Genomic DNA, 23,746 nt, shown 5'->3' on the forward strand with positions numbered 1-23,746 from the left:
GCACACGGGCGATCGCGGAGGCGAACGAGGAGGGGGGAGGGCTCAGCGTGCGGGTGCCCTTCCCCACGGACGTACAAGAGCCCCAGAGGTCTCAGCGGCGGTAGTAGATCCGGTCGCCGTACTCGGCGAAGACGCGTCCGTTCCACTCGTGCCCGCCGTCCACGTTCGCCGACCGGAGCAGCGGCGGCTCGACGCCCCGCGCGGCGAGCCGCTCGACGGCGGTCGCCATCATCGCCTGCATGATCGCGTTCGCGACGACGCTGGACGCGGGCCCGAAGGGCGCGTCGACCGTGTCGAGGCTGAGCTCCCCGTCGCCGAGCGCGATCTTGGAGTCGATCACTACGTCGCAGTGGTCCTTGAGGAAGGTGCCGGTCACGTGCCGCGACTTCGTCTCCGTCGCGTACACCACCGACGTCACCCCGATGACCTTCAGGCCGAGCGCGCGGGCGTTCATCGCCATCTCCACGGGCAGCGAGTTCCGCCCGGAGAGCGAGATGATCACGAGTACGTCGCCGGAGCGGGCCGGCGAGGAGTCGAGGACGGCGCCGGCGAGCCCGTCCACCCGCTCCAGGGCGGAGCCGAGCGTGGCGGGCATGACGTCGACCCCGACGACACCGGGGACGGCGAGGAGGTTCATCAGGGCGAGGCCGCCGGCGCGGTAGACGACGTCCTGGGCGGCCAGCGAGGAGTGCCCTGCTCCGAAGGCGAAGAGCCTGCCGTCGGCCTCGACCGCGTCGGCGATGAGCGTGCCCGCCGCGTCGACGTTCCCGCCCTCCTCGTCGCGCACCCGCCCGAGCAGGCCGATCGCGGCGTCGATGTACTGACCGGCCAGCTTGCTCTCGCTCTTCGAGCCCATGCGTCGATGAACCTTTCCGGGTACGTAGTACGTATGTTTTGTACGTATGTTCTGCACGTGTTTCCCGTGTGCCGCGGCTCACGTTGCGGTCTGGACCAGTGCCCTGTCAATACGGCCTGAGCACCCCGTCAAGGCCGCCTGGACCGGGTTTTCCCCTGGCGCGACCCGGTTGTCAGCGGTATGCGTCAGACTTGGTAGCAGGGCCGGCCGCACGAGCGAGATCTGAGGGGCACCCATGTCGGGGCTTATTGACACCACTGAGATGTATTTGCGCACCATCCTCGAGCTGGAGGAGGAAGGTGTGGTCCCCATGCGCGCCCGGATCGCCGAGCGTCTCGACCAGAGCGGGCCGACGGTGAGCCAGACGGTCGCGCGCATGGAGCGCGACGGTCTGGTGGCGGTCGCGAGCGACCGCCACCTGGAGCTGACGGAGGAGGGCCGCAGGCTCGCCACCCGCGTGATGCGCAAGCACCGCCTGGCGGAGTGCCTGCTCGTCGACGTGATCGGCCTGGAGTGGGAGCAGGTCCACGCGGAGGCGTGTCGCTGGGAACACGTGATGAGCGAGGCGGTGGAGCGCCGTGTCCTGGAGCTCCTGCGCCACCCCACCGAGTCTCCGTACGGCAACCCGATCCCGGGCCTGGAAGAGCTCGGCGAGAAGGACGTGGCCGACCCGTTCCTCGACGAGGGCATGGTGTCCCTGGTCGACCTCGACCCCGGCACGGAGGGCAAGACCGTCGTGGTGCGCCGCATCGGCGAGCCCATCCAGACGGACGCGCAGCTCATGTACACGCTGCGGCGCGCGGGTGTGCAGCCCGGCTCCGTGGTGAGCGTGACGGAGTCCGCGGGCGGGGTGCTCGTGGGCAGCAGCGGTGAGGCCGCGGAGCTGGACGCGGAGGTCGCGTCGCACGTCTTCGTCGCCAAGCGCTGAGGCCACGCCGAAGTCACGCCGAGGACACGCTGAGGTCACGTCGAGGCCCTCGTGACCGGGCGATGGGGTCCACGGCGTCGGGCGATGGCGGGATCCGACTCCCGTTACCGGGGGTTAGCGTCAACTAGCGGTAACGGTTGGGCAGTTGTGAAGACTCCAGGATTGTATGGGGTCCAAGATTCAGTGTGCGGAATCGCAGCGCCCGGACGTTTTGCGTGCGAGGCTGTCGCGTGAGGCATATGACCAAAGGGCTCTTGTCGTGTCGGCGCGGAACCGGCCGCCACGACTGTGGGAGGGGGCAGGAGGATGTGCCCATCTGGTGAGCGGGAGCGCGTACGCGAGCCGTGCGCCTCGCCGCGCCCTGAGCACGCAGAGGGCCCCGGCGCCCTTGAGCGCCGGGGCCTGTCCTCCCCTGTCGTGACCCGGAGCCCCGAGCTCCCAGGGTCATCCCCCTCGGACCGTTTTCCCCTAGCGGCCCGCCTCCCGATGAAGATCTCCCCTCGGCGGCGGCAGTCAATCCTTGAGGGTGGTCACTCGAACGAGGGGTGTTGCCGGCGATCTGGCCGGTTTCGAAAAAGAGTTCGATAGCGTGCGGGGGTGCGTGACAGAACCAGGCGTTCAGCCAGGCGTTCAGCCCGAGAGGATTCAAGGGGGGTGCCAGGAACCATGGTGCGGCGCATTGACGTGACAGGCGCGGGCGGCGTTCGCCTTGCCGCCTGGGAGTTCGCTGATCCTCCCAAGTCCAGGGAGACCGACGGGCCGCCCGGAGGCGTCCTGTTACTGCACGGCCTGATGGGCCGTGCATCCCACTGGGCGGGCACCGCCCGCTGGCTCTCCGAGCGGCATCGCGCGGTCGCACTCGACCAGCGCGCGCACGGACAGAGCGACAAGCCCCCCGAGGGCCCCTTCACCCGCGAGGCCTACGTGGCCGACGCCGAGGCCGCGCTCATCCAGCTCGGTCTCGCCCCCGCCGTCCTCATCGGCCACTCCATGGGCGCGCTCACCGCATGGCAGCTCGCCGCGAAGCGCCCCGATCTCGTCCGCGCCCTGATCATCACCGACATGCGGGCCTCCGCCCTCGGCGCCGCGTCGCAGCGCGAGTGGGAGGACTGGTTCAAGGCCTGGCCCGTGCCCTTCGCGACACTCGCCGACGTACGGAAGTGGTTCGGCGAGGACGATCCGTGGGTGGAGCGGACGAACCCCTCACGCGGCGAGTTCTTCGCCGAGGTGATGACCGAGGGCCCGGACGGCTGGCGCCCCGTCTTCGACCGCGACCAGATGCTGAAGTCCCGCGAGACCTGGGTGTACGACGCCCACTGGGAGTATCTGACCCAGGTCCAGTGCCCCGCCCTGGTCGTCCGCGGCCTCGACGGCGAGCTGGGCCGTGCCGAGGCGCAGGAAATGGTCCGCGTGCTGCCCCGTGGGGCGTACGCGGAAGTGGCCGACGCCGGTCACCTGGTGCACTACGACCAGCCGGAGGCCTGGCGCGAGGCGATCCAGCCGTTCCTGGACGGGGTTCTGACGGGGTGACGGGGCGGGGCCCGGCGCTCACGGAGCCCCGGCGACTCACGGGGCCCTGCGACTCACGGGCTGAGGCGGTCCACCGTCCAGGCGGCGGTGGCGCCCCGGCCTGAGCGTTCGTAGCGCAGGCGGTCATGCAGACGGTTCGCCCTGCCCTGCCAGAACTCCACGCTCTGCGGCTCGACGCGGAAGCCGCCCCAGTGCGAGGGCGCGGGCACCTGCTCGCCCTCCGGGTAACGCTCCGCCAAGTCGGCGTACGCGCGGTCGAGTTCTTCGCGCGTGGCGATGACCGAGGACTGGGCGCTGGCCCAGGCGCCGAGCTGGGAGCCGTGCGGGCGGGTGCGGAAGTACGCCACCGTCTCCTCGCGGGCGACGCGCTCCGCCGTGCCCGTGACGATGACCTGGCGTGCCATCGGATGCCACGGGAAGAGCAGCGCGATGTTCGGGTTCACGGCCAGTTCGCGGGCCTTGCGGGACTCGTAGTTGGTGAAGAAGACGAAGCCGCGCTCGTCGTAGCCCTTCAACAGGACCGTGCGTGAGCTGGGGCGGCCCGCGGTGTCCGCCGTCGAGACGACCATGGCGTTCGGCTCGTGGAGCACGCCCGCGTCGGCCGCGGCGAGTGTCTGCGTGAACCAGAGCCCGAACAGCTCGACGGGCGTGGCGGGCAGCTCCGCCTCGACGAGTCCGTCGGCTCCGTAGTGGGCCCGTATGGCGGCGAGGTCGGACGCGGGAGGGGCGGCAGCGGCAGATGATGAGGCTGATGCAGAAGCGGCGGCTCGATCGGTCACGCGGTCATCTTGCCGTATACGAAGGGTCGGCCGACGGGCCGTCCACACCATAGGGGGGTGACGTGTGGCACTGAGTGCCGCACACCATCGCCAAGGGTGGCACCAAGGGATATCGTGCGGCTTCCGTACCGGTTGGGTGACCACCAGCCGCACGGGGCATGACCGGGGTGACCGACCCGGACCGCGAGTCGAAAACCGGTAGCCACCGATGCACCGGCAGACCGCGGAACCGGACCGGAAATGCCCACTTCTGACACATGGTCATGAGCTGTCTGTCACCACCATCTGTCGTACACATCACGAGGAGCCGCCTGATGTCCGACTTCGTACCCGGACTTGAGGGAGTCATCGCGTTCGAGACGGAGATCGCCGAACCGGATAAGGAAGGCGGCGCGCTTCGCTATCGCGGCGTCGACATCGAGGATCTGGTCGGCCACGTCTCCTTCGGCAACGTCTGGGGCCTGCTCGTCGACGGCGCCTTCAACCCCGGCCTGCCGCCCGCCGAGCCGTTCCCGATCCCGGTGCACTCCGGTGACATCCGCGTCGACGTCCAGTCCGCGCTCGCGATGCTCGCCCCCGTGTGGGGCCTGAAGCCGCTCCTGGACATCAGCGAGCGGGAAGCGCGCGACGACCTCGCGCGGGCCGCCGTCATGGCACTCTCGTACGTCGCCCAGTCCGCGCGCGGCCAGGGCCTGCCGATGGTGCCGCAGCGCGAGATCGACAAGGCCGACACGGTCGTCGAGCGCTTCATGAAGCGCTGGCGCGGCGAGCCCGACCCCAAGCACGTCAAAGCCGTCGACGCTTACTGGACCTCGGCCGCCGAGCACGGCATGAACGCCTCCACGTTCACGGCCCGCGTCATCGCGTCGACGGGCGCGGACGTGGCCGCGGCGCTCTCGGGCGCGGTGGGCGCCATGTCCGGGCCGCTGCACGGCGGGGCGCCGTCCCGTGTGCTCGGCATGATCGAGGAGATCGAGCGGACCGGGGACGCGGTCGCGTACGTCAAGCAGGCGCTTGACAAGGGCGAGCGCCTGATGGGCTTCGGCCACCGGGTGTACCGGGCCGAGGATCCCCGCGCGCGGGTCCTGCGCCGTACGGCGCGTGAGCTGAGCGCTCCCCGCTTCGAGGTGGCGGAGGCCCTTGAGAAGGCCGCCCTGGACGAGCTGCACGCCCGGCGCCCCGACCGGATCCTGGCGACGAACGTCGAGTTCTGGGCCGCGATCGTCCTGGACTTCGCCGAGGTGCCTGCGCACATGTTCACGTCCATGTTCACGTGCGCACGGACCGCAGGTTGGTCGGCGCACATCCTTGAGCAGAAGCGGACGGGCCGCCTCGTCCGCCCCTCGGCCCGGTACATGGGCCCTGCGGCGCGGGATCCTCGGGAGGTCGAGGGGTTCGGGGACATCGCGCGCTAGCAGCAACAGGCAGCCGTACGCAGCAGCAGGCGTACGAACGAGGCGGCGTACTCCGACGTGGTGTCGGTGTACGCCGCCTTGGTGTGGGGCGAGTTGCGGGAGGGGCCGCCCGCGCGGTCACGGCGGCTACTTCGCGTCGCCGTTGAACTTCGAGGCCGACCAGAAGTAGCCGAGCACCGCGAGACCGACGCACCAGGCGATGGCGATCCAGCCGTTGTTGCCGATCTCGCTGCCGAGGAGCAGGCCGCGCAGGGTCTCGATGGCCGGGGTGAAGGGCTGGTACTCGGCGATCGGCTGGAACCAGCCCGGCATGGCGTCGATGGGGACGAAGGCGCTGGAGATGAGCGGGAGGAAGATCAGCGGCATCGCGTTGTTGCCCGCGGCCTCGGCGTTCGGGCTGACCATGCCCATCCCGACGGCGATCCAGGTGAGCGCCAGGGCGAAGAGCGTGAGCAGTCCGAAGGCCGCGAGCCACTCCAAGGCGGTGGCGTCGGTGGAGCGGAAGCCGATGGCCAAGGCGACGGCGCCCATGAGGATCACGCTGGCGATGCACTGCAGGACGCTGCCGACGACGTGCCCGATGAGTACGGAGCCGCGGTGGATGGCCATCGTACGGAAGCGGGCGATGATGCCCTCGGTCATGTCGGTGGAGACGGAGACCGCGGTGCCGATCGTGGTGCTGCCGATGGTCATGAGCAGGAGGCCGGGCACCAGGTAGGCGATGTAGTCGGAGCGGTCGCCGCCGCTGATGCCCGCGCTCATCACGTCGCCGAAGATGTAGACGAAGAGCAGCAGCAGCATGACCGGCGTGAGCAGCAGGTTCAGGGTGAGGGACGGGTAGCGCCGGGCGTGCAGGAGGTTGCGGCGCAGCATCGTGGACGAGTCGCGCATGGCGAGGGAGAAGGTACTCATCGGACGGTCTCCTTGGGCTGGTTCGGCTCAGTGGACTGGCTCGGCTGGGTGGGGACGTGGGTGTTGTCGGTCAGGGCGAAGAACACGTCGTCGAGGTCGGGGGTGTGCACGGTGAGTTCGTCGGCCTCGATGCCGGCGGAGTCGAGCCAGTCGAGGATGGAGCGCAGTTCGCGCTGGGTGCCGTCGCTGGGGAGTTGGAGAGCGAGAGCCTCGTCATCGCGGGCGGCCTCGTGCAGGGCGGCGGCGGCCGACTGGTAGGCGTCCGGGTCGGTGAAGCGGAGGCGGACGTGCCCGCCGGGGATGAGCCGCTTGAGCTCTTCCGCGGTGCCCTCGGCGGCGATCTTGCCGTTGTTGAGTACGGCGATGCGGTCGGCGAGTTCGTCGGCCTCCTCCAGGTACTGGGTGGTGAGGAAGACGGTCACCCCGCCGGAGACGAGACCGCGGATGATGCCCCACATGTTGTGCCGGGAGCGGGGGTCGAGACCGGTGGTGGGTTCGTCGAGGAAGATGATCCGGGGGTCGCCGACCAGGGTCATGGCGATGTCGAGGCGGCGTTTCATGCCGCCGGAGTAGGTGGAGGCGGGTTTCTTGGCGGCCTCGGTGAGGTCGAAGCGTTCAAGGAGTTCGGCGGCGACCCGGCGCCCCTCGGACTTGGACAGGTGGTGCAGGTCGGCCATCAGGAGCATGTTCTCCTCGCCGGTGATCAGGCCGTCGACGGCGGAGAACTGCCCGGTGACGCCGATCCCGGCCCGCACCGCCTGCGGGGCGACGGCCAGGTCGTGGCCGCCGACGCGCAGGTCACCGGCGTCGGCGGAGACGAGGGTGGAGAGGATCTTGACGGCGGTGGTCTTGCCGGCCCCGTTCGGGCCGAGCAGCGAGAAGACCGTGCCTTCCGGGACAGCGAGGTCGATGCCGTCCAGGACGGTCTTGTCGCCGTAAGCCTTGCGCAGCCCGTGCGCCGCGATGGCCAGGTTCGTCATGAGGGGAACTCCTTCAAAGCTGCGGGGTTCGGAACGGAGCTGCGAGGTTCAGAGGCTGCGGGCGCTGATGTCGCCCTGGGAGACGGTCGCCTTGATGACCAGGCCGGGCGTGCCGTCGCTGTTCTTCAGCGCGTTGTTGATCCGGCCGTAGCTGGTACCGGCGTCCAGAGAGGCGGACACTCCGCGGGCGGCGCCGGCCGTGATGTTGCCCTGCTGGGTGCTCAGCGTGAGCGTGCCGCGGGTGGCCTCGGTGATGTTCACGTCGCCCCGCTGGGTGCTGATCTCGCCGTCGCCCGTCAGACGGCCGACCGTGATGGTGGCGTCGTGGCCGGTGAGGCGGGCGCTCGCGGCCTCATCCAGCTTGACCGAGCCGTAGCCGCCGTCGAAGACGACGTCACCGAGGCGTCCCACGCCCCGGAACTCCGCGGCGGCGGACTTCGCCTCGACACGGGACCCGGCGGGCAGCTGGACCGTGATCTCGACAGCACCGGAGTTGCCGAGGATCCGGTTCTTCCCCTCCGGCACCTGGATCCGCAGGACGCCGTCGGCGTAGGTGACTTCGGTCTGCTCGGCGGCCTTCACGTCGCCGCTCTTCGAGGCATTCGCGGGCAGGACCTCCACCGTGGCGTCGGCGCGGTCGGCGGCGATGAACTGGATCCGCCCGGCGGGGATGTCCAGGACGGCGGTGACCGGGGCGGTGGTGTCGAACTTCTGCATGGTGTGCTCCTTGTGTTCGTCGCGTTCTTCGTGTTCTTCGTGCGCTTCGCTCTTTCTGATGTCGTGAACGCTACGTTGCGTTCGCGGTTCTCTCAATTACTTCGTTGCGAGGGATTGGCATCACTGCAGGTCAGAGTAAGTATTTCGTTGCAATACTGCTGCACGGAATGCAACGCGAGACACATGATCGTTGCAATGCAATGAGAGTGAACGCTATGCTGGCGGCACAAAAGAGAGCGAAGGAGACCGCGATGCCGGGAGGCAGACTCACCCAGCAGGAACGTCAGCAGATCGCGCTGGGGCTTGCCGACGGCCTCGCCTACGCGGAGATCGCCAGGCGTCTCGACCGTCCGACCTCGACGATCACGCGCGAGGTGATGCGCAACGGCGGCCCCGGCGGCTACCGCGCCGACCTGGCCCATCGCGCCACGGAACGCCGCACCCACCAGCGCAGGCAGGCCGCACCGCGGGGGGCCGAGGCGCCGCCGCAGGTCCACGGACGCGATCCGGAGGCCGTGCGCGAGTACGAGGAGACGCTGACCACCGTCTTCATGCAGTCGGGCCTGGCCAAGATGATGTCCCGGGTCCTTGCCTGCCTCTACACCACGGACTCGGGCAGCGTCACCGCGTCCGAACTCGCCCGGCATCTACAGGTCAGCCCTGCGTCCATCTCCAAGGCGATCGCGTTCCTGGAGGGTCAGGACCTCGTCCGCCGTGAACGCGACGAACGCCGCCGTGAGCGCTATGTGGTCGACGACGAGGTCTGGCACCAGTCGATGATGGCCAGTGCCCGTGCCCTCGTCCAGATCGTCGAGACCACACGGCAGGGCGTCGCCGTCCTCGGGCGCGACACCCCGGCCGCCACCCGCCTGGAGAACATCGCCCGCTACCTCGACTTCGTCAGCGAGAGCACCGCCCGCGCCGCGGAACAGGCCCGCGAGATCCTCCACACGAAGCCCGGGGCGAGCCGCACACCAGATGAGTGATCAGGCGCTGGGGCGAGCTCACCCCAGCGCCCCCTCCACCAGCCTCGCCCACTCCCCCACCACACGCTCCCTGCGCGCCCCGTCATCCGTCAGCAGGTTCGCGAGGCCGAGGCCACGCGCCATGTCCAGGAGCCCCTGGACCGTCTCCCGCACCCCCGGCCGCGACTCGTCGGCGTCGAGGAGCCGCACCGCGATCCGGTGCGTCTCACGCCCTACCCGCGCCTCCAGCTCCGTCACCCGGGACCCGAGTTGAGGCTCGTTGGACGCCGCCACCCACAGATGCAGCGCCGCCCGGAAGAGCGGCCCGGTGTAGAGGTCGACCAGGGCGGCGACCACCGACGCCCTGTCCTGCGCCGGAAGCGCCCGCAGCGCGGTGGACCGCTGCTCGGCGACGTACTCCACCGCCGCCGTGAAGAGGTCCTCCCGCGTGGGGAAGTGGTGCTGGGCCGCCCCGCGTGAAACCCCCGCCCGCTCGGCGACCACGGAGACCGTGGACCCCGCCCAGCCGCTCTCGGCGAGGCACGCCACCGCGGCCTCCAGGAGCCGCTGGCGCGTCGCGCGGCTGCGGTCCTGCTTCGGCGAGCGATCGGCACGGTCGGCCCGATCGGCACCATCAGCCGCGGTCACAGCGCCCATGGGCACTCCCGTCGTTCAAGGAACGCCCCCATCCCTTCCCGCGCCTCCGCCGATGCGAAGAGCCGCGCGGACAGGGCGATGAGGGAGTCCGTGTGGTGGTCGAATGCGTCGAGCACCCTAGCCGTGAGCAGCTTCTTCGTCTCGGCCAGGGCTTGCGGCGCCGCCTTCCGCAGCCCGTCGAGGAGAGGCTGCAGCTCCGCGTCCACGTCGTCCCCGGCCACCGTCACCAGACCGATCCGCGCCGCCTCCGCCCCACCGAAACGCTCCCCGGTGAGGAAGTAGCGTGCCGCCGCGCTCGGGTCGATCCTGGCGAGCAGCGGCATGGAGATGACCGCGGGCGCAACGCCGATCCGTACCTCCGTCAGCGCGAACGACGCCCCGGGCCCCGCGACGGCCATGTCGCACACACCGAGAAGACCGAGCCCGCCCGCCCGCACATGCCCGTCCACCCGCGCCACCACCGGCTTCGGCAGCTCCACGATCTGCCGGAGCAGCGCCACGAAGACGGCCGGGTCCGGCGGCTCCCGCAGATCGGCGCCGGAGCAGAACGTCGAGCCGGTGTGCGTGAGGACGATCGCGCGTACGTCGGGGTCCTTGCCGCAGTCGTCGAGCATCTCCGTGAGCCCTTGCAGGAGCCCCGCCGAGAGCGCGTTGCGGTTGGCGGGGTGGTCCAGGATGAGCGTGACGATGCCGCGCTCCGGGGGCGCGTACACAAGTCCCATGGAATCTCCAGCAGTTGAAAGAAGAGGACGGGGGCTCAGTACGACTTGGGCAGACCCAGCGTCTGGTGGGACACGTAGTTGAGGATCATTTCCCGGCTCACGGGGGCAATCCGTGCCACCCGCGACGCCACGATCAGCGAGGCGAGACCGAACTCCTTCGTCAGGCCGTTGCCGCCCAGCGTGTGCACCGACTGGTCGACGGTCTTCACGCACGCGTCGGCGGCGGCGAGCTTGGCCATGTTGGCGGCCTCACCCGCACCCATGTCGTCGCCCTCGTCGTAGAGCCTGGCGGCTTTCTGCATCATGAGGCGGGCGAGTTCGATATCGATGTGGGACTGCGCGAGGGGGTGCGCGATCGCCTGGTGGGCGCCGATCGGGCTCTTCCACACGCTGCGTTCCTTGGCGTATCCGACGGCCCGGGAGAGCGCGTAGCGCGCCATGCCGAGCGAGAACGCCGCCGTCATGATCCGCTCGGGGTTGAGCCCGGCGAAGAGCTGGAGAAGGCCCGCGTCCTCGTCACCCACCAGCGCGTCGGCGGGCAGCCGTACGTCATCGAGGGTCAGCTCGAACTGCTTCTCCGGCGCCTGGAGTTCCATCTCGATCTGCCGCCGCTGGAAGCCCTCGGTGTCGCGCGGGACGATGAAGAGGCAGGGCTTCAGATTGCCGGTCCTGGCATCTTCCGTACGGCCCACGATCAGCGTCGCGTCGGCGATGTCGACGCCCGATATGAACACCTTGCGGCCGGTCAGGAGCCAGTCGCCGCTCGCGCTGTCCTTGCGCGCGGTCGTCGTGATCCGGTGGGAGTTGGAGCCCGCGTCGGGCTCGGTGATGCCGAACGCCATGGTGCGGGTGCCGTCGGCGAGGCCGGGCAGCCAGGCCTGCTTCTGCTCATCGGTGCCGAAGCGGGCGATGACGGTCCCGCAGATCGCGGGCGAGACGACCATCATCAGGAGCGGACAACCCGCCGCACCCAACTCCTCCAGAACGATGGACAGTTCGGCTATGCCACCGCCTCCGCCGCCGTACTCCTCGGGCAGGTTCACGCCCAGGTAGCCGAGCTTGGCGGCGTCGGCCCACAGCTCGTCGGGGTGGGCCCCGTCGCGTACGACGCGGGTGACGTAGTCGCGGCCGTAGCGCTTGCCGAGTGCGGCGACGGCCGCGCGCAGGGCCTGGTGCTCTTCGGTTTCGAGGACGGTGCTCATACGGATTGCTCCTCCTGTACGACATCTGCGACCTGTACGTCTTCTGCGACGTCTACGACTGCGAGCAGCGCGCCGACCTCGACCTGGCGGCCGGGCTCGGCATGCAGGGCGGTGAGCGTGCCGGAGGCGGGAGCGGAGATGCGGTGCTCCATCTTCATGGCCTCCAGCCAGATGAGGGGCTGCCCGGCGGTGACCCGCGCCCCCTCCGCGAGCCCGTCGGCCAGGCGCACGACGGTGCCGGGCATCGGGGCGAGCAGGGACCCCGGCTCCTGCCGGACGGTGGGTTCGGGGAGCAGCGGGAGCGAGGTGAGGGCGGTGTTGCCGACGTACACGCGATCACCGCCGTACCGCTGGACGGGGAACTGCCGCCGCACACCGTCGACTTCGAGTACGACGAGCTCACCGGACACGGAGAGCACCCGCACGCCTTCCGCGCTCAGCCCCTCCCGCGTGTGCCGGTAGCGGACCTCGTGCTCGACGCCGTCCGGCTCGCTCCGGAAGAGCTTGGCCTGCGGCTGCGACGCGAGATTGCGCCAGCCGCCGAACCGCGAGCGCCCGTGCGCGTCGGCGAGCGCGGCGGCCAGCGGGGCGTGCGGGTCGGGTGCGGGGGCCGCGAGTTCGGCGAGGTGCCGGTCGTAGAAGCCCGTGTCCATGCGGGCCTCGACGAACTCCGGGTGCCGCAGGGATCGTACGAGCAACTCCCTGTTGGTGACGGGTCCGTGGACGGCGGCACGCTCAAGGGATCCCGCGAGCGCGCGCAGGGCCTGCGCACGGGTGGGGGCGTACGCGATGGCCTTGGCCAGCATCGGGTCGTAGTGCACGCCGATCGTGTCGCCGTCCACGTACCCCGTGTCGAGCCGCACTCCCGGCACGGAGAGCCGGTGCAGGGTGCCGGTCTGCGGGGCCCACTGCGCGCCCGGGTCCTCGGCGTAGAGGCGGGCCTCGACGGCGTGCCCGCGAGCGGGAGGCGGCTCTTCCGCGAGCCGTGCGCCCTCCGCGACCTGAATCTGCAGGGCCACGAGGTCGATGTCGAACACGGCCTCGGTCACCGGGTGTTCCACCTGGAGCCGGGTGTTCATCTCCAGGAAGTGCGCCCGGTCGCCCGCGACCAGGAACTCCACCGTGCCCGCCCCGCGATACCCGGTCACGCGCGCCGCGCGCACGGCCTGCGCGTGCAGCTCATCGACGAGCCCGGCGGCGAGGCCAGGCGCCGGGGACTCCTCGACGACCTTCTGATGTCTGCGCTGGAGCGTGCAGTCCCGCGTCCCGAGCGCCCACACGGTGTCGTACGCGTCGGCCATGATCTGCACCTCGACGTGCCGGCCGCCCTCCAGATAGGGCTCGACGAAGACCTCGCCGTCCCCGAAGGCACTGGCCGCCTCCGCACGGGCGGCCACCAACTCGCCCTTCAAAGCGCGGAGTTCCCGAACCACCCGCATGCCGCGCCCGCCACCACCGGCAGCCGCTTTCACCAGAACCGGCAGATCACCCTCCGAGACATCCTCCAGACCCATCGGCGCAATACCCATGAGCTCCTTGGCGCGCGTCTTGGAGGCCATGGATTCGATCGCATCGGGCGGCGGCCCGATCCACACGAGCCCGGCGTCGATGACGGCGCGCGCGAAGTCCGCGTTCTCGGAGAGGAAGCCGTAGCCGGGGTGGACGGCGTCCGCCCCGGCGGCCTGCGCGGCCTTCACGATGAGTTCGCCGCGCAGATACGTGTCGGCGGGCGCCGCGCCAGGCAGGCGTACGGCGGAGTCGGCCTCACGGACGTGCAGGGCGTCCGCGTCGGCGTCGGAATACACGGCCACGGTGGCGATGCCCAGATCGCGGCAGGTGCGGAAGACGCGGCAGGCGATCTCGCCGCGGTTGGCGACGAGTATGGCGTTGATCATGGTGAGTTCCTCACATCCGAAAGACGCCGAAGCCACCGCGCGCGCCCTCGTAGGGGGCGGTGTGGATCGCGGACAGACACAGGCCGAGGACCGTGCGGGTGTCGCGGGGGTCGATGACCCCGTCGTCGTAGAGCCGCCCTGAAAGGAACATCGGCAGCGACTCCGACTCGATCTGCTGCTCCACCATGGCGCGCAGGCCCGCGTCGGCGTCATCGTCGTAGGGCTGCCCCTTGGCGGCGGCGGATGCCCTGGCCACGATCGAAAGGACGCCCGCCAGCTGCTGCGGCCCCATGACGGCGGACTTGGAGCTCGGCCAGGCGAAGAGGAAGCGCGGGTCGAAGGCGCGCCCGCACATGCCGTAGTGCCCGGCACCGTACGAGGCCCCCATCAGCACGCTGAGATGCGGCACGCGCGAGTTCGACACGGCGTTGATCATCATCGCGCCGTGCTTGATGATGCCGCCCTGCTCGTACTCCTTGCCGACCATGTAGCCGGTGGTGTTGTGCAGGAAGAGCAGCGGGATGTCCCGCTGGTTGGCCAACTGGATGAACTGGGCGGCCTTCTGCGACTCCTCGCTGAAGAGCACGCCCTGCGCGTTGGCCAGGATCCCGACGGGATAGCCGTGCAGCGAGGCCCACCCTGTCGTGAGGCTCGCCCCGTACAGCGGCTTGAACTCGTCGAAGTCGGAGCCGTCGACGATGCGGGCGATGACCTCGCGCGGGTCGAAGGGCACCTTGAGATCGCCGGGCACGATGCCGAGCAGCTCGTCCGGGTCGTACTTGGGAGGATCGACGAAACCGACCGGATCGGCGTACGCCTTCTGCCAGTTGAGCCGCTTGACCACCCTCCGCGTCTGCCTGAGCGCGTCGCGCTCGTCCTCGGCGAGGTAGTCCGCGAGGCCGGAGGTACGGGCGTGCATCTCGGCGCCGCCGAGCGACTCGTCGTCGCTCTCCTCGCCGGTGGCCATCTTCACCAGGGGCGGACCGCCGAGGAAGACCTTGGCGCGCTCCTTGACCATGATCACGTGGTCGCTCATGCCGGGTACGTAGGCGCCACCCGCCGTCGAGTTGCCGAAGACGACGGCGACGGTCGGGATACCGGCGGCCGACGACTGGGTGAGGTGCTTGAAGAGCGCACCGCCCGGAATGAAGATCTCCTTCTGAGACGGGAGATCGGCGCCCCCCGATTCCACGAGATGGATGGACGGCAGTCGGTTGGCGTGCCCGATCTCGTGCGCCCGGAAGGCCTTCTTCAGGGTCCAAGGATTACTGGCCCCGCCCCTCACGGTCGGGTCGTTGGCGGTGATCAGGCACTCCACGCCCTCGACAACACCGATGCCGGTGACCATCGAGGCGCCGACGGGATAGTCGCTCCCCCAGGCGGCGAGCGGCGACAGTTCGAGGAAGGGCGTGTCGGGGTCGAGGAGCAGCTCGATCCGTTCGCGGGCAAGCAGCTTGCCGCGCTTGCGGTGCCGGGCGACGTACTTCTCGCCCCCGCCCTCAAGGGCCTTGGCCTGCTCGGCGTCGAGCTCGGTGAGCTTGGCCAGCATGGCCTCGCGGTGCTCGGCGTACTCGGCGCTCGCGGGGTCGAGCGCGGACGCGAGGACGGTCACGGGTGTACCTCCGTCGGTTCAATGGGTGCGGTCGCTTCGAGCAGCGCGACCGGGATGTCGAGGTGGCGGGCGCGCAGCCACTCGCCGAGGCCCTTGGCCTGCGGATCGAAGCGGGCCTGGGACGCGACGCCCGCGCCGAGGATCCCCACCACGACGAAGTTCAGCGCCCGCAGATTCGGCAGAACATGCCGTACGACGGTCAACTCATCGGCTTCCGGGATGAGTTCACGGAACCGCTCGACGGTCAGCTCATGGACGAGCCACCGCCAGGCGTCGTCCGTACGCACCCACACGCCGACGTTCGCGTCCCCACCCTTGTCACCGCTGCGGGCCCCGGCGACGAGGCCGAGGGGCGCGCGGCGGGTGGGGCCGCCCGGGAGGGGCGCGGGCAGGGTCGGCCGGCCGAGGTCTTCGAGTACGAGACTGCCGCCGCACGCCTCAAGGGAACGCCGCTCACCTCCCGGCAGAACGGCCACGTGATCGACGGTGCCGCGCTCGACGTACGCGGCCTCGAAGACTCCGTAGGGCGCGCCCTTGCCCGGGGGCGCCGTGACGTGGAATCCGGGGTAGCTGCCGAGGGCCAGCTCGATCGCGGCACCGCTCAGAGCGCGGCCGACGGGGTCCTGCTGCGGATCGCGCACGACGAGCCGCAACAGAGCGGAGGCGGTCTCTTCGCTCAGGGCATCCGGCCGATCGGTACGGGCAAGCTCCCACCGCACGTCCTGCGGCCGGGACTTATTTCGCCCGAAGGCATCCTCGACCTGGGCACGCACAAGCTCGGCCTTGGCTTCCACCTCAAGCCCGGTGAGGACGAAGACGACTTCATTACGGAAGCCGCCGAGCCGGTTGAGCCCGACCTTCAGATCCGGCGGCGGGGCCTCTCCGCGCACCCCGGAGACGCGTACCCGGTCGGACCCCTCCTGAGTGAGGGTGACCGTGTCGAGCCGGGCGGTGACGTCGGGCCCTGCATACCGGGCGCCGGAGGTCTCGTACAGCAGCTGCGCGGTGACCGTGCCGACATCGACGAAACCGCCCGTGCCGTCGTGCTTGGTGATGACGCTTGACCCGTCCTCATGGATCTCGGCGACCGGAAAGCCGGGCCGGAGCAGTTCCCGCCCCGAACGCTCACCAAAGAAGGCGTAGTTGCCGCCGGTGGCCTGCGTCCCGCATTCGAGGATGTGCCCGGCGACGACGGCACCGGCGAGCCGGTCGAGGTCACCGTCCGCCTCTCCCCACCCGAAGTGCGCGGCGGCGGGCCCGGTGACGAGAGCGGCGTCGGTCACGCGCCCGGTGACGACGATGTCGGCGCCACCACGCAGGCAGGCGGCGATACCGGCGCCGCCGAGATAGGCGTTGGCGGTGAGGGCGTCCGGAAAGCGGGACCCCAGATCATCCCCCTCCACATGCGCGACCCGCACCCCCACCACCCCAAGTCGCCCGGCCAACTCCCGTACGGCATCGGCAAGTCCACCAGGATTCAGCCCACCGGCATTGGCGACGATCTTGACGCCCCGCTCCTGGGCAAGCCCCAGGCACTCCTCCAGCTGCCGCAGGAAGGTCTTCGCGTACCCGCGTACGGGATCCTTGAGCCGGTCGCGCCCGAGGATCAGCATGGTCAGCTCGGCGAGATAGTCGCCGGTGAGGACGTCGAGGGGGCCGCCGGTGAGCATGTCGCGCATGGCGTCGAAGCGGTCGCCGTAGAACCCGGAGGCGTTGCCGATCCGCAGCGGCCCGGTCACCGCCCACCCTCCTTGGCGGGCCGCCCGGGCCCAGGCGGCCCCGCGAAGGCCTGCGCGATGTCCAGCCACCGCTCGGCATCAGCACCTTCCGCACGCACGGCGAGATCGTCCCGGTGCGCGCGCTGCGTGACGAGGAGGCAGAAGTCGAGGGCGGGCCCGGTAACCCGCTGACCAGCATCTTCGGGACCACTGACCCACAACTCACCGGAGGGCAGCCACAGTTCAACCCGAAACGCGTCATCCGGCGCACTCAGCCCCCGCACCCCGAAGGCGAAGTCCCGGGCCCGCACCCCGATATGAGCCACATGCCGCAACCGGTCCGTCGGCACCCGCACGACACCCAGCGCGTCGGCGACGTCCTGGCCGTGGGCCCAGGTCTCCATAAGGCGGGCGGTCGCCATGGAGGTGGCGGACATGGGCGGCCCGTACCAGGGAAACCGGGTGCCGCGCGGGGCGGCGGTCAAGGCCTTCAGCAGGGCGTCGCGCCCTCCACGCCACCGCGCGAGCAACTCGTCGGGGGGCAGCCCGGCCCCTTCATCCGCCCCGTCGTCGACAAACGAATCGGGAGCAGCGAGGGCCTCTTCGACCAGCCGCCCGAAGGCCTCACCATCGGTGATGGCGGTCAGCGCGGCACGGTCGGTCCAGGAGAGATGGGCAATCTGATGGGCGACGGTCCACCCTTCGGCAGGGGTGGGCAGCACCCACCCCTCGCCACTCACTCCCCCTACCAGCTGGTCGAGTTCCTCGCTCTCACGGCGCAGATCGTCGAGTACGGGCACAGCTTCGGACACGGAGCGCTCCCCTCGGGGCACGAACAGGGTCTCCCCTGCTCGAACGAAGTTGAGAGCTTGGGGAAGTGCCCCGGAGCATGGCAGCGCCCGGAGAAACAAGCAAGCGTGCTTGCATTACTTTCCGGACGTCTCCGGTACCGACTCCTCCGCGCTCTCCGCGCTCTCCGTGCTCTCCGCAGGAGCCAGCACGGCATCCGGGGTGGCCCCCGACGCGACGACGTCGCCGGGCTTACGGGCCCGACCACGCCCGATCTGGGTCCGAACGGCGCCCATGCTGGCGGCGATGACCAACGAAATAGCCAGAGCCTCATTCACGGACAGAGCCTGATTAAGCACGAGGAACCCGGCGACGGCGGCGATGGCGGGCTCCAGGCTCATCATGATCGCGAAGGTGGAGGCGGGCAGCCTGCGCAGGGCGATCAGTTCGAGCGTGTACGGCAGCACGGAGGACATCACGGCGACGGCAGCACCGAGCCCGAGCACCTCGGGCCGGACGAGCTTCTCCCCGGACTCGACAAGCCCGAGCGGCAGGAAGAGGAGAGCAGCGACGACCATCGCGAGGGCGAGCCCGTCGGCCTGCGGGAAGCGGCGCCCGGTACGGGCACTGAAGACGATGTAAGTGGCCCACATGGCACCAGCACCAAGCGCATACGCGACACCGACAGGATCAAGCCCATCAAACCCACCCCCGCCCCCCAGCAAGAAGACACCGCAGAGGGCGAGCCCGGCCCAGACCAGATTCAGGGCACGGCGCGAGGCGAAGACGGAGAGGGCAAGCGGCCCGAGCACCTCCAGCGTCACGGCGGGCCCCATGGGGATCCGGGCGACGGACTGATAGAAGAGCCCGTTCATCCCGGCCATGGCCACGCCGAAAGCAAGAACGGTCCCCCAGTCGGCCCGGGAGTGCCCGCGCAGCCTGGGCCTGCAGACGATCATCAGCACCAGAGCAGCAAAGGCGAGCCGCAGGGTCACGATGCCGAGGGCTCCCGCCTTGGGCATCACGCTCACGGCGATGGCCCCGCCGAACTGGACGGAGACCCCGCCCGCGAGCACGAGCCCGACGGGCCCGAGGGCACCCCACCGCCCGCCGGGCGCCGCCTCCTGACCACTACTCGACGCGTCCACAGCGACCTCTCCACTCCTCGATCCTCGGCCAGTCCACTCACCTGAACTACCCCGTCCAAGGTAGTGGACTACGTCAGGATTGTGGAGCCCTTTCACTGCTGTACGCAAACCGAGTCCACATTCCGAATGGCGATGGGCCTGCCCTAGGCCGGTCCATACGGGTCACCCCGCACCTGACCTGCCCGAACAAACCTCCCCACCCACCACCCGAGCACCCCGCACCCCCCTCCGCACGAACAAGCTTTCCCACCCACCGCCCGATTGCCCGGCATCGAGAGGGCGGCGCATTACCCAACGCGTGCGCCCCCCTTCTTCAAGAACACAACTTTGCGAAAGTAGGTGCCGGACCCCCGGACCCCCGGACCCTCGGCCGCCGGCCGCTGGCCGCTTGACGAGACCGCCACCGCTCCCCGAACCGACCGCGCACCTCACCCACGCCCCGCCGCCCCCAACGAACCAGTCCGCACCCGGCAGCAAAACCGAAGCCCCAACCCAGCTGTCCCGAGAGTCCCGCCCCTGGGCCGTCCGGATGTCTTCCCTCGCGCGGTGGAGGGACGGGAGTCAAGGGTGGCCCGAAGGGCCATCGGCGCAGCCGACGCGACGCAGGAGCGCCCTTGACGCCCGTCCCGTAACCGCCAATCTCGGGTCAACCGGACGGCCCCGGCACCCAGACCCACACCGGGCCAGTACAGCCCCGTCAGAGCAGCTCAGCCAGAACCTCCGCCAGATGCCTCCCCCGAACCCCTTCCCCCAACTGCTCCAACTGCGTCCGACAGGAGAAGCCGTCCGCGAGGACCACAGGTCCGCCCTCCCCCTCCGGCACAACCCCCCGCACCGCAGGCAACAACTGCTCCTCCGCACACGCCACCGACACCTCGTAATGCCCCGCCTCAAAGCCGAAGTTCCCCGCGAGTCCACAGCAGCCCCCGCTCAACTCGCCCTCCAGGCCCGCCTTCTCCCGCAGCCGGCGCTCAGCGGCATCGCCCAGGACCGCATGCTGATGACAGTGGGTCTGGCCCACAACCGCCCGCCCGATCCTCGGCGGCGACCACTCCGGCGCCAGTTCCTCCAAAGCCTCCGCGAACGTCCGTACCCGTCCCGCCAGTTCTGCCGCCCGCGCGTCCTCCCCGAGGAGCTCCACCAGGTCCGTCTTCAGCGCCGCCGCACAGCTCGGTTCGAGGACCACGAGCAGCGCCCCGGAGTCGAGCAGCGGCCCCATCCGATCCAGCGTGCGTCGCATCACCGCGCGGGCCCGGTCCAGCTGGCCCGTGGACACATACGTCAACCCGCAGCACACATCCCCCGGCGGCACGACGGGACGCAGCCCCGCATCCTCCAGGACCCGCACCGCGGCCCGCCCCACCGCCGGTGACAGGTAATCCGTGAACGTGTCAGGCCACACCACGACAGCCGGACCCGCACCTGGCCCCGCACCCGCACCCGGAGACCCCGAATCCCCCCGCCCCCGGAACCACCGCCGGAAGGACTCCCCCGCCAGCTGCGGAATCTCCCTCTCCTGCGCGATCCCGCCCACCCGCTTCGCCAGCGACGCCAACACCCCCACCCGCGCGAGCGCATTGGCCACCCCCGCCGTACGCGTCCGGTCGGCGAGGCGCAGCCACAGCGGCAACCAGCCCATCGCGTAGTGCGCCGCGGGCCGCCTGCGTCCCTCGTAGTGGTGATGCAGGAACTCCGCCTTGTACGTGGCCATGTCCACGCCCACCGGGCAGTCCGACCGGCATCCCTTGCAGGACAGGCACAGATCGAGCGCGTCCCGCACCTCCTCCGAGCGCCACCCGTCCGTCACCACATCACCCGCGAGCATCTCGTGCAGGAGTCGTGCCCGGCCCCGCGTGGAGTGCTCTTCCTCGCCCGTTGCCCGGAAGGAAGGGCACATGACCCCGCCGCCCGAACCAGCGGACGTAGTACGGCACTTGGCGACCCCCACACACCGCCGCACCGCCGCGGAGAAGTCCCCGCCGTCATGGGGGTATCCGAAGGCCACGTCCACCGGCTCACGCGGCAGCGGGGCGAAACGCAGGTTCGCGTCCAGCGGCGCGGGCCGCACCAGCATCCCCGGGTTCAGCAGATCCGCCGGGTCCCACACCCCCTTCACACGCTCGAACAGCTGCACAAGCTCAGCCCCGTACATCTTCGGAAGCAGCTCCGCCCGAGCCTGGCCGTCCCCGTGCTCGCCCGACAGCGAACCCCCGTGCGCGACCACGACCTCCGCCAGGTCCTCCGAGAAGCGCCGGAAGCGCCGCACACCCTCCTCGCTCATCAGGTCGAAGTCGATGCGTACGTGGATGCAGCCGTCCCCGAAGTGCCCGTACGGAGTCCCGCGAAGCCCGTGGTCGGTGAGCAGCCCCCTGAAGTCCCGCAGATACGCCCCGAGCCGGGCGGGCGGCACCGCGCAGTCCTCCCAGCCCGGCCACGCCTCACTGCCGTCCGGCATCCGCGTCGCCGTCCCGCTGGCATCCTCGCGAACCCGCCACAGGGCGCGCTGCCCCACCGGGTCGGTCACCACCACCGAGTCCACGACACCCCCGGATGCGGCCCCCTTCACGATCGACTCGGCACGCGCGCGAGCCTCGCCGCCGCTCGCGCCGCCCGTCTCCACGAACAGCCAGGCGCCGCCCTTGGGCAGCCCGTGCGCTCCCCGTACGAGATCGGCGGCCATCCCCTCCACCGTCAGCGGCCCGTACGGCAGCAGGCCTGCCGCGGCCTCCGCCGCCGCGCTCTCGTCGGCGTACCCGAGTACCGCGAGGGCACGCGCGCGTGGCGCGTCGACGAGGCGTACGACCGCCTCCGTCACCACGCCGAGGGTGCCTTCCGAACCGCAGAACGCGCGGGCCAGATCCACACCCCGCTCGGGGAGCATGGCGTCCAGGGCGTAGCCGGAGATACGGCGCGGGAGCTCCGGGAATCCGGTGCGCAGGAGTTCGAGATCGCCGTCCACCAACGCGCGGAGGCCGTCGGGGGCGCCGGACCAGCCCTGGCCGAGCGCGAGCCGTGCGCCCCCGCCGCTCACGACCGAGAGGGACGAGACGTTGTCGGCGGTCGTTCCCCAGGCGACCGAGTGCGATCCGCAGGAGTTGTTGCCGATCATTCCGCCCAGGGTGCAGCGGTTGTGGGTGGACGGGTCGGGGCCGAAGGTCAGGCCGTGCTTGGACGCCGCGCCCCGCAGGTCGTCGCAGATCACCCCCGGCTGGACGACCGCGGTCCGCGCCTGCGCGTCGAGGGACACGATGCGGTTCATGTGCCGGGTGAAGTCGAGGACGAGCCCCGTGCCGGTCGCCTGCCCGGCGATGGACGTACCGGCGCCGCGGGCGACGACGGGCACCCCGCGCTCCCGGCACACGGCGAGCGCCGCCGCCACGTCGTCCGCGTCGCGCGGGGCAAGGACACCGAGCGGCACGCGGCGGTAGTTGGACGCGTCCATGGTGTTCAGGGCCCGCGCGGTGACGGAGAAGTCCACCTCCCCCCGCACGGCTGCCCGTAGTTCCTTCTCTACGTCCTGTACGTCTGCATCTACGCCTGCGCCTACGCCTCCGAGATCACTCATGCCCATATCCATGCCCTCAGGATGCACGGAGCCTTCAGCCCGTCCGGCGTTTGAGGACGAGCGCCCCGCGGCGTCCAAACTGTGGGGCGGCACGATCTCAGCCGCCGGACGCCCGGATGACGGACCGCCCTGAGCCGCTAGGCTCACCCCGTGGCTGAGATCCAGATTCCCGCTGACATCAAGCCCGCCGACGGACGTTTCGGCGCGGGCCCCTCCAAGGTGCGCACGGAGGCGCTGGACGCGCTCGCCGCCACCGGTACCTCTCTGCTCGGCACCTCCCACCGCCAGGCCCCGGTCAAGAACCTGGTCGGCAAGGTGCGCGAAGGTGTGCGCGACCTCTTCTCCCTCCCCGAGGGGTACGAGGTGATCCTGGGCAACGGCGGCTCCACCGCCTTCTGGGACGTCGCGACGCACGGCCTGATCGAGAACAAGTCGCAGCACCTCGCGTTCGGCGAGTTCTCCTCCAAGTTCGCCAAGGCCTCGAAGCTCGCCCCGTGGCTCGCCGAGCCCACCGTGATCTCGAGTGAGCCGGGCACGCACCCGGAGCCGCAGGCCGAGGCGGGCGTGGACGTCTACGCGTTCACGCACAACGAGACCTCGACCGGCGTCGCGGCCCCCATCAAGCGGGTGGCCGGCGCTGACGCGGGTTCCCTCGTCCTGGTGGACGCCACCTCCGGCGCGGGCGGCCTCCCGGTCGACATCGCCGAGACGGACGTCTACTACTTCGCCCCGCAGAAGTCCTTCGCCTCGGACGGCGGCCTCTGGCTCGCCGCGTTCTCCCCGGCGGCGATCGAGCGTGCCGAGCGCATCCACGCGAGCGGCCGGCACGTACCGGAGTTCTTCAGCCTTCCCACGGCGATCGACAACTCCCGCAAGAACCAGACGTACAACACCCCGGCGCTCTCCACGCTCTTCCTGCTCGCCGAGCAGCTGGAGTGGATGAACAGCCAGGGCGGCCTCGACTTCACGACCGGCCGCACGGCCGCGTCGTCGCAGGCGCTGTACGGATGGGCCGAGGAGTCCAAGTACGCGACGCCGTTCGTCACGGACCCGGCCAAGCGCTCGCAGGTCATCGGCACGATCGACTTCGCGGACGAGATCGACGCTGCCGCTGTTGCGAAGGCTCTGCGCGCGAACGGCATCGTTGACACGGAGCCTTACCGCAAGCTCGGCCGTAACCAGCTGCGCGTGGCGATGTTCCCGGCGATCGACCCGGCGGACGTCGAGGCGCTCACGAAGTGCATTGACTACGTCATCGAGAAGCTTTAACGCTTTCGCTTTCAGCTGCGGGTGCTTCGTGGCTGGTCGCGCCCACGCGGCGGAGCCGCACATGTCACAGCCCCGCGCCCCTTTGGG

Annotated in this window: 19 protein-coding genes; 5 read left to right on the forward strand and 14 right to left on the reverse strand. The window is 70.3% G+C overall.

Going from position 1 to position 23,746, the window contains the following annotated elements; genetic code table 11:
• Positions 1-91: 91 nt before the first annotated feature.
• Positions 92-856: an SIS domain-containing protein gene (locus tag ACFQ7F_RS35825; RefSeq protein ID WP_383280118.1), complete on the reverse strand. Its 765-nt coding sequence runs from the start codon at positions 854-856 to the stop codon at positions 92-94.
• Between the two features lie 235 nt (positions 857-1,091).
• On the opposite strand from ACFQ7F_RS35825, the gene ACFQ7F_RS35830 reads away from it, so the two are divergent.
• Positions 1,092-1,784 (forward strand): metal-dependent transcriptional regulator, encoded by a 693-nt coding sequence (locus tag ACFQ7F_RS35830; protein ID WP_383280120.1) that lies wholly within the window; start codon positions 1,092-1,094, stop codon positions 1,782-1,784.
• 666 nt (positions 1,785-2,450) lie between these two features.
• A complete protein-coding gene (locus tag ACFQ7F_RS35835) occupies positions 2,451-3,314 on the forward strand; it encodes an alpha/beta fold hydrolase (RefSeq protein WP_383280123.1) in 864 nt (287 codons plus the stop codon).
• A 53-nt stretch (positions 3,315-3,367) separates the two neighbouring features.
• Here the strand turns inward: ACFQ7F_RS35835 and pdxH are convergent, their stop codons facing one another.
• Positions 3,368-4,144, reverse strand: coding sequence for a pyridoxamine 5'-phosphate oxidase (pdxH, locus tag ACFQ7F_RS35840; protein WP_383280125.1), 777 nt, complete (start codon positions 4,142-4,144; stop codon positions 3,368-3,370).
• A 263-nt stretch (positions 4,145-4,407) separates the two neighbouring features.
• On the opposite strand from pdxH, the gene ACFQ7F_RS35845 reads away from it, so the two are divergent.
• Positions 4,408-5,508: a citrate synthase 2 gene (locus ACFQ7F_RS35845; protein WP_383280128.1), complete on the forward strand. Its 1,101-nt coding sequence runs from the start codon at positions 4,408-4,410 to the stop codon at positions 5,506-5,508.
• Between the two features lie 126 nt (positions 5,509-5,634).
• On the opposite strand, the gene ACFQ7F_RS35850 is transcribed toward ACFQ7F_RS35845, so the two are convergent.
• From ACFQ7F_RS35850 to ACFQ7F_RS35860, 3 genes are read right to left on the reverse strand one after another with little or no spacing between them, the layout of a single operon-like run.
• A complete protein-coding gene (locus ACFQ7F_RS35850) occupies positions 5,635-6,420 on the reverse strand; it encodes an ABC transporter permease (protein WP_383280131.1) in 786 nt (261 codons plus the stop codon).
• Positions 6,417-7,400, reverse strand: coding sequence for an ATP-binding cassette domain-containing protein (locus ACFQ7F_RS35855; RefSeq protein WP_383280134.1), 984 nt, complete (start codon positions 7,398-7,400; stop codon positions 6,417-6,419). Before ACFQ7F_RS35855 ends, ACFQ7F_RS35850 begins: the two co-directional genes overlap by 4 nt.
• A gap of 48 nt (positions 7,401-7,448) precedes the next feature.
• Positions 7,449-8,117: a DUF4097 family beta strand repeat-containing protein gene (locus ACFQ7F_RS35860; protein WP_383280136.1), complete on the reverse strand. Its 669-nt coding sequence runs from the start codon at positions 8,115-8,117 to the stop codon at positions 7,449-7,451.
• Positions 8,118-8,368: 251 nt separating this feature from the next.
• On the opposite strand from ACFQ7F_RS35860, the gene ACFQ7F_RS35865 reads away from it, so the two are divergent.
• The gene (locus ACFQ7F_RS35865; protein ID WP_383280139.1) at positions 8,369-9,103 is read left to right on the forward strand and encodes a helix-turn-helix domain-containing protein; all 735 of its coding nucleotides are present in this window, start codon (positions 8,369-8,371) and stop codon (positions 9,101-9,103) included.
• Between the two features lie 18 nt (positions 9,104-9,121).
• Here the strand turns inward: ACFQ7F_RS35865 and ACFQ7F_RS35870 are convergent, their stop codons facing one another.
• From ACFQ7F_RS35870 to ACFQ7F_RS35910, 9 genes are all read right to left on the reverse strand, one after another.
• Positions 9,122-9,739 carry a TetR/AcrR family transcriptional regulator gene (locus tag ACFQ7F_RS35870; protein WP_383280142.1) on the reverse strand — a complete coding sequence of 206 codons (618 nt, stop codon included), beginning with the start codon at positions 9,737-9,739 and terminating at the stop codon, positions 9,122-9,124.
• Positions 9,727-10,461, reverse strand: coding sequence for an enoyl-CoA hydratase family protein (locus tag ACFQ7F_RS35875; RefSeq protein WP_383280144.1), 735 nt, complete (start codon positions 10,459-10,461; stop codon positions 9,727-9,729). Before ACFQ7F_RS35875 ends, ACFQ7F_RS35870 begins: the two co-directional genes overlap by 13 nt.
• A 35-nt stretch (positions 10,462-10,496) precedes the next feature.
• Complete coding sequence (locus ACFQ7F_RS35880; RefSeq protein ID WP_383280147.1) at positions 10,497-11,663, reverse strand: acyl-CoA dehydrogenase family protein; 1,167 nt, start codon at positions 11,661-11,663, stop codon at positions 10,497-10,499.
• Positions 11,660-13,558, reverse strand: a complete 1,899-nt coding sequence (locus ACFQ7F_RS35885) for a biotin carboxylase N-terminal domain-containing protein (RefSeq protein ID WP_383280150.1) — start codon at positions 13,556-13,558, stop codon at positions 11,660-11,662. Before ACFQ7F_RS35885 ends, ACFQ7F_RS35880 begins: the two co-directional genes overlap by 4 nt.
• Positions 13,559-13,568: 10 nt before the next feature.
• Entirely contained in the window at positions 13,569-15,170 is a 1,602-nt protein-coding gene (locus tag ACFQ7F_RS35890) for an acyl-CoA carboxylase subunit beta (protein WP_383280152.1), read from the reverse strand.
• The gene (locus tag ACFQ7F_RS35895; RefSeq protein WP_383280155.1) at positions 15,167-16,909 is read right to left on the reverse strand and encodes an acyclic terpene utilization AtuA family protein; all 1,743 of its coding nucleotides are present in this window, start codon (positions 16,907-16,909) and stop codon (positions 15,167-15,169) included. Before ACFQ7F_RS35895 ends, ACFQ7F_RS35890 begins: the two co-directional genes overlap by 4 nt.
• Positions 16,906-17,700: a TIGR03084 family metal-binding protein gene (locus ACFQ7F_RS35900; protein ID WP_383280158.1), complete on the reverse strand. Its 795-nt coding sequence runs from the start codon at positions 17,698-17,700 to the stop codon at positions 16,906-16,908. Before ACFQ7F_RS35900 ends, ACFQ7F_RS35895 begins: the two co-directional genes overlap by 4 nt.
• Before the next feature lie 114 nt (positions 17,701-17,814).
• Positions 17,815-18,825: a DMT family transporter gene (locus ACFQ7F_RS35905; protein ID WP_383280161.1), complete on the reverse strand. Its 1,011-nt coding sequence runs from the start codon at positions 18,823-18,825 to the stop codon at positions 17,815-17,817.
• A gap of 697 nt (positions 18,826-19,522) precedes the next feature.
• Positions 19,523-22,390, reverse strand: a complete 2,868-nt coding sequence (locus tag ACFQ7F_RS35910) for an FAD-binding and (Fe-S)-binding domain-containing protein (RefSeq protein ID WP_383280164.1) — start codon at positions 22,388-22,390, stop codon at positions 19,523-19,525.
• A gap of 150 nt (positions 22,391-22,540) precedes the next feature.
• Between ACFQ7F_RS35910 and serC the strand changes: the two genes are divergently transcribed.
• The gene (gene serC / locus ACFQ7F_RS35915; protein ID WP_383280167.1) at positions 22,541-23,659 is read left to right on the forward strand and encodes a phosphoserine transaminase; all 1,119 of its coding nucleotides are present in this window, start codon (positions 22,541-22,543) and stop codon (positions 23,657-23,659) included.
• The last annotated feature ends 87 nt before the right edge of the window (positions 23,660-23,746 follow it).

Origin of the sequence: Streptomyces sp. NPDC056486, assembly GCF_042795295.1 — a bacterium.
Taxonomy (GTDB): Bacteria; Actinomycetota; Actinomycetes; order Streptomycetales; family Streptomycetaceae; genus Streptomyces.

Bases quoted from the DNA above. Each gene is read 5' to 3' on its own strand.
- ACFQ7F_RS35825 (WP_383280118.1), bottom strand. From the start codon at position 856: ATGGGCTCGAAGAGCGAGAGCAAGCTGGCCGGTCAGTACATCGACGCC.
- ACFQ7F_RS35830 (WP_383280120.1), top strand. From the start codon at position 1,092: ATGTCGGGGCTTATTGACACCACTGAGATGTATTTGCGCACCATCCTC.
- ACFQ7F_RS35835 (WP_383280123.1), top strand. From the start codon at position 2,451: ATGGTGCGGCGCATTGACGTGACAGGCGCGGGCGGCGTTCGCCTTGCC.
- pdxH (WP_383280125.1), bottom strand. From the start codon at position 4,144: ATGGTGTGGACGGCCCGTCGGCCGACCCTTCGTATACGGCAAGATGAC.
- ACFQ7F_RS35845 (WP_383280128.1), top strand. From the start codon at position 4,408: ATGTCCGACTTCGTACCCGGACTTGAGGGAGTCATCGCGTTCGAGACG.
- ACFQ7F_RS35850 (WP_383280131.1), bottom strand. From the start codon at position 6,420: ATGAGTACCTTCTCCCTCGCCATGCGCGACTCGTCCACGATGCTGCGC.
- ACFQ7F_RS35855 (WP_383280134.1), bottom strand. From the start codon at position 7,400: ATGACGAACCTGGCCATCGCGGCGCACGGGCTGCGCAAGGCTTACGGC.
- ACFQ7F_RS35860 (WP_383280136.1), bottom strand. From the start codon at position 8,117: ATGCAGAAGTTCGACACCACCGCCCCGGTCACCGCCGTCCTGGACATC.
- ACFQ7F_RS35865 (WP_383280139.1), top strand. From the start codon at position 8,369: ATGCCGGGAGGCAGACTCACCCAGCAGGAACGTCAGCAGATCGCGCTG.
- ACFQ7F_RS35870 (WP_383280142.1), bottom strand. From the start codon at position 9,739: ATGGGCGCTGTGACCGCGGCTGATGGTGCCGATCGGGCCGACCGTGCC.
- ACFQ7F_RS35875 (WP_383280144.1), bottom strand. From the start codon at position 10,461: ATGGGACTTGTGTACGCGCCCCCGGAGCGCGGCATCGTCACGCTCATC.
- ACFQ7F_RS35880 (WP_383280147.1), bottom strand. From the start codon at position 11,663: ATGAGCACCGTCCTCGAAACCGAAGAGCACCAGGCCCTGCGCGCGGCC.
- ACFQ7F_RS35885 (WP_383280150.1), bottom strand. From the start codon at position 13,558: ATGATCAACGCCATACTCGTCGCCAACCGCGGCGAGATCGCCTGCCGC.
- ACFQ7F_RS35910 (WP_383280164.1), bottom strand. From the start codon at position 22,390: ATGAGTGATCTCGGAGGCGTAGGCGCAGGCGTAGATGCAGACGTACAG.